Genomic DNA, 11,211 nt, shown 5'->3' with positions numbered 1-11,211 from the left:
TTGTTTGTTTGGTGATGCAACATACCCTTACTTTCCAGGCGAAGGCAGTTGCGGATAAACAGTTGAATTAAGTAAATTGCGCCAAACGGCATCCAGGGTCCGATCTGATCGGGCCCTGTTTCGTGTTAAGACTGGTCTATTGTAATGCTTTCTTCATCTTCTTTTTAGGTTTTAATTGGTTGTTTATAAATGTTTTATCATTTTGTCACGTAAACTTTCCGGCCGCTCACCTCAAAATGGATCTTTCCGGTAGACTCCAGTATTTTCAGTACCGCCGATATATTTTCAAACTTTGAAATTGCGCCGTTGAAGCGTACATCCGGGACATCCGCACCGTATATGACTTCAACATCATACCATCTGGCCACTGTTTTCATCAATGATCTGACAGGCTGACTTTCAAACATGAACTGGTCGTTCTTCCAGGCTACTGCCAGCTCGGTATCAACCTGGTCAATATTTAATCTACCGGTACTGCTGCTGATAACTTGTTGCCCGGGCTTAATGATCGCTTGAGCATTTTTTCCAGCGGCGCGGATACTGCCCTCAAGTAAGGTGGTTTTACTTCCGCCATCGTCATGGTAGGCATTTACATTGAAGTGCGTCCCTAATACACTGATCTGCTGGTCATCTGTTTGCACTATAAAGGGATGAGCGGGATCTTTAGCCACTTCAAAGTAAGCTTCACCCGTTAGTTCAATCTTGCGTTGCTTCAGATTCCTGAAGTCTGCAGGGTATCTTAATTGTGATGCCGCATTGAGCCAGACTTTTGTACCGTCGGCTAAAACCACTTTGTAAAAGCCGCCAACAGGTGTCCTCAATGTGTTGAGAGCGCTTTCGTTATTGTTATGATTATTATGCCTGTTAACATATTTTATTTGCCCGTCAGCCGTTTTTAAAATACTGTTTCCGGCGTCTTTTCCGATAAGTCCAGAGTGCTGTCCGGCTAATGCGATGCTTTGCCCGTTTGATAAGATTAAATAGGCTTTATTCCCACCGGGCTTTACGTCATTATGTATTTTGTTTTCAGCGATGACCGGATGAGGCACGGGGCCGCGGAAGAAATAGTAACTGCCTGTACCCAGCAGTAAAACAACACTTGCTGCCGCAGAAATTTTAACCCATAGTGTTCTTGCCCGCCTGGCAGGCTCTATCTGCTGTTTCAGGTTGTTAAAAATACGATCATACCGTTCGTTATTTTCTGTACTATGAGGGGCAATAGCAGATGGATCATCTAATTGCTTACGCACAAGATCCTGTAATGTCTGATCGTCTGCCGTGCCGAATAGTTCCATCAAACGACGGATATCTTCAGGTTTACTTTCATTACGTAAAAATCGCTCATAAAGCTTGTTGAGGTTTTCTCTTGCTCCCAATTTTGTCAGGTTTTTTGAAGAGTACGGTCGAAAAGGCGATTAGGTCTGTTCGTCTGAAATTTTTTTTAATGACTTAGCCTTTTATAGACTTGGCGATCACAGCCGCGGCAATGAGCATCAACGTCAACTCATTTTTCATGAAATAAGCTTTCAGGCTTTTGGTGCCTTTGACAACGTGATCGCGTATGGTTGAGGTTGATACACCGAGCAGACTACTCACTTCTTCGTAAGACCTACCCTCGATTTTAACCATGGCCATTACTTTTTTGCGCTGCGCCGGCAAAGATTCAAGCGCTTGATAAACTAATTGGCGATCAACTTCGGACGCTATAGGATCATATAGTTCGGTAACCGAATTGATAAGTTGCTCACGGAAAGCTCTGTCATGCGCCAGCTTGCGGTACAGATCAGTAATTAAGTTTTGGGCAATGATATGCACAAATGCACCAAAAGATTTATTATGGTCGATAGACACTCTGCGTTCCCATATCTTCAAAAAAACGTCTTGCGTGAGTTCTTCAGCAATCTCAGCCGATTTGGTCAGATAATGAATTTTCCGGAAGATCGGATCGATATAATGCCGGTAAAGTTTTTCAAAAGCCTTTTCGTCCCCGCTTTGCAGGTTTTCCATTAGCTCTCTCTCATTTACTAGGCGAATAAAACTCATTAGGGGTAACTGTTTGACGCTAAAGTTAGTAATAATTACACGGCCAAAACAAGTTGATGAAAATAAACATCGTCCTGCGGGGGGAAATTACTATATCCGGAACTGATTAATCCGTTGCTCCAGGATTAAACATGATAGCAGGACAGTTATATGTATGTTAAGACTATCTTAATCACATTTTATTTTAAGATTTGTTGATCGAGGAGGATAAGCCTTTAGGCTGATCTGCTGCTTTTGTTCCCCAGGTTTTATCGGGCTTGGTTTTTAAATAAAACTCCAATTTTCCGCCCTGCATTATAACATTGTGACGAATGTAGTTTTTAGTATATACTTTGCCGTTTAATTTTACAGCACTGATGTATATCGCGTTTTTTGATTCTTTATGGACGATGATCTTTAATGACTTGTCGCCGGGGAGTTTAACCGTTACCTGGTCAAAAATGGGTGAACACAGGAGATATTGGTCAGAAACCGGATCAACGGGATAAAAGCCCAAAGAAGCAAAAATATACCACGCCGACATTTGCCCGGCATCATCATTACCGCTTAAACCACCTGGGCCATCTGAATATTCTGTAGCCAGTATGCGCCTTACCTCTTGCTGGCTTTTCCAGGGGGCATGGGTATAATTGTACATGAATGGGATCTGGTGCCCCGGTTCGTTGCCATGCCAGTATTCATCTTTATGGAATAATGTATCCAGTTTTTTTTCTAACTGTGCCTGCCCGCCCATCAAATGACTAAGTTCGGGAACATCCTGGGGGACGTAAAAAGTGTACTGCCTGGGGGTGCCCTCCGTAATATAAGGTTCACGATTATCAGGTTTAAATGGTGTAAACCAGCTGCCGTTTTCATATCTGCCCCGCACTAATCCAGTATTAGGATCAAGCACATTTTTATAGTTCAGGGCGCGTTTGCTAAGCAGCTGATAATCGGCGGTTTTGCCTAATGCTTTGGCAATCGTGGCAAGCGCGTAATCATCATAGGCATACTCCAGCGTCCGACTCACCTGCTCTTTTTTATGAAAGGCATCCTGTACGCTATCTTCCATTGGGATATAACCATATTTTAAGTAGGAGGTAAGCGCCCGCCTTCCTTTGCCATTTAAATAATCAGTTTGAGAAGCTACATCAAAAGCATTCTGGCGCATCAGCCGGTAACCTTCGGCTATATTATAATCACGGATATTTTTAGTATATGCCGAAGCAATAAAAGCGGTTGCATGGTCGCCGATCATGGCCGAGGTATAACTGTTCCAACAGGGAAATATAGGCATCCACTGCCCTTGCTGCCCTTTTAGAATCATTGACCGTACAAAATCCTTGATTATAGAGGGTCTGATGATCTCATATAAAGGCAATTGCCCCCGGTAAATATCCCACATGGAAAAATCATCATAATAGTTTCCTTTATCCAGTTGCTCTGTTTGATAATCGCCAGCAAAGCGCGGGTAAGTACCGTTCACATTATTAAATAAGCGCGGATGCTGCATGGCATGATAAAAAGCGGTATAAAAAATATATTTATCACACTCATTGGCAGTTACCACATTAAGCCGGCTTAATTCATTTTGCCATACCTGTTTGTTTTGCTTAGCTAAGGCATCAAAATCCCAATTTTTAATTTCGGCCTGCAGGTTTTTCCGGGCATCAGCTATGCTGGTAAATGATGTACCGATCCTTACCCTGAGTTTTTCGCCCTTTTGTAATTTAAAACCTATAAAAGCGCCAATATTTTTGAGGTTTTTTATACTATTGGATGAAAATACCTGATCACCACTGAATGTGCCGCTGTTGCCTATTCTGCGTTCCACTTTCATTACAAAATAGCCGCTAAAACCGGCAGGGTTACCCCATCCCTGGTAAATGCGATAAACGGGATTATAACCAGATACCTCACCCTGACTGGCATCGACACTTATTGATCCTTTATCCTTATCATTGTTGGGCATAACCAGTAAATATAAACTATCGGCCTTATTCATGGTAAATTGCAGCATGCTACACCGAAGAGTGGCCGTTATCTCGGTACTTAACTCGTGATTATTTAAATCAACCCGATAATATGCAGGCGTAGTAACTTCATTTCTATGCGAAAACAGAACGGCATAAGTTTCAGGAGTTGTTTTTAGCTTTCCGCTAATGGGCATTATGGTAAAACTGCCATAATCCTGTGTGCATGAACCACTAAGCCAGTGTGTAGCCCTGAAGCCGTTGAGTATACTATCCTTATAACTATATGGCGGTAGGCATTTATTTTCCGAAGTATGGGTTTGCGGTGTCCACTGGGTCATTCCAAAAGGAAGCCCAACCGCCGGAATGGTGTTGGCATAACTCTCTGTTCCGCTACCGTGTTTCAAAGCTGATGATGTGGTACTGGCCGCAGTACCCGATAATGTTTGTACATATTTAACCAGGTCAGTTGACTGCGCAAAACCAGCGTTAATAAATAAGCCACTTAAACCGGTTATCAATAATAACTTTTTTAACATTATTATAGCTTTTTTATAGTTTCCTTACTATCACCAGGTATTTGTATTGCCTTTAACAGCGGATTGGCCGCATTTTTAAATATGATTACAGGATATGTTTTTACCGTCGGTATTTTAACCTCATTCAAGTTTAAGCCAACTACATCATTAAAAATACAGGCTGTACGAAAATCGTCTTTCTGATATTTTAAGGTCATATTCTTTATTTTAATACCATCTGCATGCCTGATATAAAAGCCCCAGGCTGGTAATTCGCCGAACATGGAAAATTCGGGGTAATCTGAAATGTTTTCAGGTACTTTATCCAGGCTGTCTAATCCAAAATGAGCTGTTTCTTTTTTTGCGCCACCACGGTAAGTTATTTCAATATTTTCGAGCATGACATCCTGCACAGGATAACCCGGAATACCTACAATTGACGAAGGGAAAACATTATGCGGATATCTTACTGCAGGCCCCTCCATTGAATAACCCTTATCTGGTTTACCTGATGGTATTTCTGCTTTTACATTACCAATATAAATACGGCGTACTTTTCCCGGGTCGGCTTTTTTATTGCGTTGCCCTAAGCGTATAAATATCGCATTACCGGTATTTTTTGCCGTTACATTCCGTATATCAATATCTTCCAGAACTGCGCCATCAACGCTTTCCAGAGCAATGGCAGATCGGAAGGTATCATATACCTTAATATCCCTGACCGTTATTTTTTTAAACCCGCCGTAGGATGCTGTGCCTAATTTAAAAGCGCTTGCACTGGAGCGGATGGTACAGTTGGCGATATAAATATCTTCGCAACTTCCCTTCGGATCTTCTGATTTGAGACAGATACCATCATCGGCAGCATTAATAAAGCTGTTGGTGACCTTTACATTTTTACAATCAACCAGGTCAATGCCGTCATTGTTCAAAAAGGTAGTGCTTTCAACTTTTACACTATCAATAATCAGGTTTGAGCAGTTCTTATAGTTCTGTATCCAGCACAGGCCATTTTTAATGGTTATATTTTTTATGCTGATATCGTCGCAGTTAATGAATTCAATAAGTTTTGGCCGGTTAGCTTCGGCTGGGCGCATCTGATGCCAAGGGTTGTATACTTGCCATTCATTATCTTCCAATGTGCCGTCTTGTAAATGTTTGTAAATATCTTTTAGAAGTTCAACTGCCTGTCCGTCAATGGTGCCTTTACCTGTTATAGCAATATGGTGTTGCTGGGAGGCAACAATTAATGCTGATGCCTGTTTAACCCCATAGTCAGCTCTTATTGTACTACCCAATAGCTGGGCCTTAGCGTCCAAATGAAGATCGACGCCCGATTTTAAATTGATTACTCCGGTAACAAATTTACCGGCAGGTATCAATACTATACCGCCGCCATTTGCAGAGGCAGCATCAATGGCTTTTTGAATGGATAGTACATTGTTGGTTTTAGCATCGGGTTTTGCACCGTATGTAATTATGTTGTACAATTTTTGCTGGGCAAAAATTGTATTGCCAATTAATAATAGTATTAAAAACAGGTATAAGGATTTCATAAATTTATGTTTCAATAATTAAATTTTTAAAAACAATTTGTTTCGATATAAAAAGTATAAGAAAACCAGTTGAGTCAGGGTAACAGAGGTTGCTGCAAAAAACGCCTGCCACGCTGTGGGGGTCAGATGTATAAGTCCGCCAAATATATAATTAGCGGTATAGTTAAAATTGACAAGTCCCTCTGAGCAGATGTAGATCACGATGGAGTTTGTGCCGATAATAATAAATGGGAATGCCCATTTTTTAAAGCCTGCAACATCAATGATCAGATAAAATACTGACAAAAAAAGCAGGCTCCACCCACCAACATACAGGACAAATGAGCTTGACCATAAACGTTTATTAATCGGGAACTCCAGTCCCCATAATTTACCGGCAATTAGCAATGCCATGCCAACTGCAAATAATGCTGCACCTTTTTTTAACATGTTCCATTTAGGAGAATCCCATTTTAAAAAGCTGCCTGTAAAAACACCAAGCAATGCTGTACTAATGGCTGGAATAGTTGATAATACACCTTCGGGATCATGTATTTTATCATGCAGGCGCCCTGGTAATAACAATCTATCAATATATGATTCTAAAGATCCGGCCATAGTTAATACACCTGCGCCATAACCAGGAACAGGAATAAACATCATAGCTGCCCAATAACCACCAAGCAGGCCAATAAACCATATAACTTGCCCGCGCAGATTGAAATTTAAATAGATTAGCCCGGCAAAGAACCAAGCCAAGCCTATACGGCCCAAAACACTGGCAAAACGCGTGTTTTCATACCCATTAAATTTCAATAAACCATTGACGATCATGCCTAATAAAAGCAGGATTAGTGTACGCCTGATCATTGATCTGTAGATGCTCCATTTGGCATGACCTGGCAACTGTGCTGCAGAGTTAACCCCGGTTTTATTTATTTTATTCATCATGGAATAGGGCATGGATACGCCGGCTATAAATAAAAACAAGGGGAAGATCATATCGTAAAAGGTAAACCCATCCCATACAGTATGGTGTAATTGCCCCGAAAGCCATAAGAATACGGGCCACCCGGTAGCTTTTGCCAGTGTATGTGCTATCTGCTCACCGCTCATTATCCAAAACATATCAAAACCTCTCAGGGCATCAAGTGAAACCAGCCGTTTAAGTTTTGGGGGCGGAGTAGGAGTTGTCATTTGCTGCATAATTTTGTTGAGTTCATACTAATAAGCTTCTGCAATTTGCTGACGGTATTTTTGATACATGTACTGAGATTCCGTAATAGGATTACCAATTGTTTGTACAGGAAAATCTTTCCTGGCGTTTACCCATTGCCATTCCCAGGTTTTTATGGATTGCTCAAAGGCGGACAGGTCCGCATCCTTGCCTGAAGTTAACGAAGCCGATAACATTGCAAAGAATTTCTCCCACCGTACTTTATAAAAATCATTGAGTAAGCCGCTCCATTGTCTGTTGGCATATTCATGAAGCGGACTTTCAGCATCGCCCCAAAGGGTGATCAGATCGCGGGCGTTACGTTCATAGATGGCTTTCTCGTTAACTGTAGTTCCCCAGCTTCTGGCATCCCTTATCCAGGGCCCCAGTAAAAAATCCTTGCGGCTTGCCAGTAACCGGTCCATATCACTTATTAATTGTAAATATTCGGCGCTGTATAATTTGAATTTGGCTATGTTTTTTTGGCGATATGCCTCAATCCACTTCTGTTGTAGGGGTAATGCATAATTGGCCAGCACCTGCCGGGTTACATCAACCAGATCATAGTTAAAGCCATCGCTTTTTTTGCAGGCAGGGGCAGCCTTTATTAACTCATCCCAGGCAGGTAGAAGATCTTTAGGGTTATAGTTCAGTTTTGTCCTGGTCCATACGGTTGTGGAATCAAAAGTCGGCCTTCCGGTAATGATGCTCTCGGCTCCATCGCGAATAGCTGTGCCGTTGTAAACGGTTTTCTTTAATATTTGCCAGGCCGCAACGGCGTTTTTGTTACCAGAGCCATAACGGTTTCTTGCATATTTACTTAACCATGCATCAACGGAAATCACAGAATCCTGCCAGGTGTTTTGCAACATTAATTCATATAAAACCGGGTTTTGCTCAATGGCTTCCATAGTTAGGCCTATACCTTTAAGATCACCTTTATCAACAGCATGCAGTGCCTGCGCGGGGCCATCTGCTACACCTTGCATCCGCCCAAAAAGGTTCACGTTGCCGCCGAAATTATTCAGCATGTTCCAGATCCAGGGCTTTCCGTAAAATGCTTTTGTTCGTTTCCAAACAGGTTCAATTTCTGTAGCAAGATCAAGCAGGATCATGTGTTCATCAGGTACCGCATCTAACAAAGCTTTTACCTGCGGCGGGTCCCAGAATTTGCGGTCGCTATAAAAAAGCCACCCTTGCATTACCCAAATGGCTTTGGGATCGGCTTTACTCATGGCCTGGTAAACCCGGTTGCTTAATGCAGCCAGGTACGTAGTATCATTTGTTGGCGGCTCGTTTTCATTAAAAGTATCTGCAGAGTACAAATGGTCGGTACCATATAATTCGGTTTGGGCCTTAATAAATTTACCACCTATTTCGGCAAAAAGCGGGTCGTTGGTATCCAGGATGTAAGTATCGGCAAAACCATTATTCCAGTTCGTTTTTTTTAGTTTGGATGCCGGGAAATGTTTTTGAAAAGAGGAGGGGACATGGCCTGTGAATGATTGTAAAACCGGTTTCATACCCAGTTCGCGCTCACGGCCTACTATTTTTTGTTGCAGATCGCGATGGCTTTGCATCCAGCTTAATGGCAGCGGGCCCCCCCAGCCGTCTAAATTACCCATCCAAAACCATGAAAAATAAGCAGGGCCGCAAAAAAAAGCTTTCAGGTCATCATCTGTAAACCCCATGTCTTTATAAACTTTGTACCAGGTATATTCCTGCCCGGTTAAGGCTAATGGCATATTGATGCCATGCATAGCCATCCAGTCTATCTCTTTTTCCCAGCGTTTCCAGTCCCACCAGCTCATACTATAATTAAACGTACAGTAGTTAAGGTAATAGCGGTACTGGTAAGGTGTATTTTTGTGAATTTTGGTAGTCAATACAGGCAATTTTTCGGGCAGTTTCAGATTAATGCCATTCCAGGTAACCTGGCAATGAGCATATTCAGTCAGGTAATAGTATAGTGCTGAGGCAATTGCTATCCCATTATTTCCACTCAGTATAATTTTACCGCCTTTACTCTCTATTTCAAATACATCCTTGCCAGCCTCGCCTTTTATTTCCCTTACTGTAAAGTAGGCAGCTTTTTGTGGGATTACCCTTTTAATAAGAGCATAAGATGCAGTTGGGTTTACCTGTGCTTTTAATGATATACAGCTAAATACAATTAGTGTTAAGGTAATACACGGGTAGTAAATATTATAAAAGGATTTTCTCTTCATAAATAGAACTCTGTGATTATACTGGGGTTTAAATATAACTATGGTTAAAATGAAAAAAGAATATGGGGGTTAGCCCATATTCTAATCAATAAATCAGCTAAAAATAATCATTTATCAGTAACCCGGGTTTTGCACCAATTTAGGGTTTAATTGCATTTCGGGTCTTGGAATTGGGAAAATACGTTTACTGGGATTGGCATCAGTTTTTATACCCCATGACTTTTCAAACTGGCCGTAACGGATAAGGTCATTCCTTCTCCAGCCTTCCATAGCCAATTCACGGGCACGCTCGTCCAATACATCAGAAAGGGTTACTGCACTTAGTGATGCCGCTTTAGCACGGGTGCGAACCTGGTTAACCAATGATAAAGGCGAATCGCCATTGGTAGCGGTTGCCCCTCTTAATATTGCTTCTGCTTTTTCTAATAAAACATCGGCATACCTGAACATCGGTACGTCATTACTCTGGTTACGGGTGGTACTCAAGCTATCAGGATAAAATTTATTGTTCCTGTAGCCCGACTCGTTAGCCAATTCATCATTGCCGATATCAAAGGTGGCAACGTTTTTCCATACAATATCTGGGGTGAACTCCAGCTGATGAACAACAGTAGCATTAGGATTCGGACCGCTATAACTGGCATCAAGACCTATGTTGGTTGTAGTAATGTTAATTGGTGTGCCATCATTATTGTACTGTTTCCCGGTAAGATATTGCTTTCTGCGGATGTCATTAACATCATTAAACAAAGCATAATACTCTTTAAAGGTGTACACGGGGCCATCAGGTGTGTACGGCATTTTGTATTTTTTTGCCAAATTCGGGTTTATTGTCCAGCGTGCGTAATACATATTCTGGGCCAGTAAAGCATCAAAAGGAACAGCAAAAATAAAATCCTTTATGGCAGGTCCGTTACTGGCTTTAAACATACCCAAATAGTCGGTATCCAAACCGTACTGGCCGCCTTGTATAATATTATCGCACATGGTAACCGCATCCTGATACCTTGGTGTACCGATATAGTACTGCGCATTTAAATACATTTTAGCTAAAACCGCGTAAGCCAGATACTTTGTAGGCCTACCGTAGGTTGAAACACCGGTTGTAGAGCTCAGATTAGGGATCTGTGCTAATAATTCGCTTTCAATAAAAGCAAATACCTGTGCCCTTGGCTGCGTGCCTAAATTGGTGGTATCGCCAAAAGTTTTAGAGATAGGTACATTACCAAACAAATCCATCATATAGAAGTATGACATTGCGCGCATTGTTTTTATTTCGGCAATAGTTTGTTGTTTGGCTGTACTTTCAGGTGCTGTAGCAAATACCGACAATACCTTATTGCAGTTACTGATGGTAGTATAACCCCATGTCCAGCAAGCTTCAGTCATGCCGTTATCAGGAGTAACCGTGTGCAGGTTTACGGTGGAGTATGTACCGCCATCAAGCCAGTTGCCGCCCCGGGCTACCAGTACGTTCTCATCTGTGCTCAGGTTTTGTAGCAGCCAGTACTCGCGACCAACTGCTCCACGAAATGAAGTATAAATAGGTCCGGTTGCTGCCACAAATTGTGCAGCTGTTGTAGGAAAATTGTTTGGAGTAAGTGCAGACTTTGCAGTGACATCCAATTTTGTACAGCTTGGCAGGTAAACTGCTCCTGCAAGCAAAGCTACAATGCTGAGTTTCTTATATATATTATTGATTTGGTTCATGTCAATTAA

The 11,211-nt window shown here is 41.8% G+C and carries 7 protein-coding genes; all 7 read right to left on the bottom strand.

All coding sequences use genetic code 11. The annotated features are described in order from the left end of the window. Positions 1 to 197: 197 nt before the first annotated feature. Positions 198 to 1,376, bottom strand: a complete 1,179-nt coding sequence (locus SNE25_RS26075; RefSeq protein ID WP_321561957.1) for a FecR family protein — start codon at positions 1,374 to 1,376, stop codon at positions 198 to 200. A gap of 73 nt (positions 1,377 to 1,449) precedes the next feature. Next, the gene (locus SNE25_RS26070; protein WP_321561956.1) at positions 1,450 to 2,007 is read right to left on the bottom strand and encodes an RNA polymerase sigma factor; all 558 of its coding nucleotides are present in this window, start codon (positions 2,005 to 2,007) and stop codon (positions 1,450 to 1,452) included. Between the two features lie 220 nt (positions 2,008 to 2,227). Further along, on the bottom strand, positions 2,228 to 4,534 hold the full coding sequence (locus tag SNE25_RS26065) for a GH92 family glycosyl hydrolase (protein ID WP_321561955.1): 2,307 nt from the start codon (positions 4,532 to 4,534) through the stop codon (positions 2,228 to 2,230). A gap of 2 nt (positions 4,535 to 4,536) precedes the next feature. Then, on the bottom strand, positions 4,537 to 6,069 hold the full coding sequence (locus tag SNE25_RS26060; protein WP_321561954.1) for a glycoside hydrolase family 28 protein: 1,533 nt from the start codon (positions 6,067 to 6,069) through the stop codon (positions 4,537 to 4,539). 18 nt (positions 6,070 to 6,087) lie between these two features. Beyond that, complete coding sequence (locus tag SNE25_RS26055) at positions 6,088 to 7,245, bottom strand: acyltransferase family protein (RefSeq protein ID WP_321561953.1); 1,158 nt, start codon at positions 7,243 to 7,245, stop codon at positions 6,088 to 6,090. A gap of 27 nt (positions 7,246 to 7,272) precedes the next feature. After that, on the bottom strand, positions 7,273 to 9,492 hold the full coding sequence (locus SNE25_RS26050; RefSeq protein ID WP_321561952.1) for an alpha-N-acetylglucosaminidase: 2,220 nt from the start codon (positions 9,490 to 9,492) through the stop codon (positions 7,273 to 7,275). 114 nt (positions 9,493 to 9,606) lie between these two features. Beyond that, positions 9,607 to 11,202 carry a RagB/SusD family nutrient uptake outer membrane protein gene (locus SNE25_RS26045; protein WP_321561951.1) on the bottom strand — a complete coding sequence of 532 codons (1,596 nt, stop codon included), beginning with the start codon at positions 11,200 to 11,202 and terminating at the stop codon, positions 9,607 to 9,609. Positions 11,203 to 11,211 lie beyond the last annotated feature (9 nt).

The organism is Mucilaginibacter sabulilitoris (assembly GCF_034262375.1).
GTDB classification, from domain to species: Bacteria; Bacteroidota; Bacteroidia; order Sphingobacteriales; family Sphingobacteriaceae; genus Mucilaginibacter; species Mucilaginibacter sabulilitoris.
The sequence above is the reverse complement of the archived record's forward strand: the minus strand, read 5'-3'. Positions and strand labels throughout refer to the sequence as shown.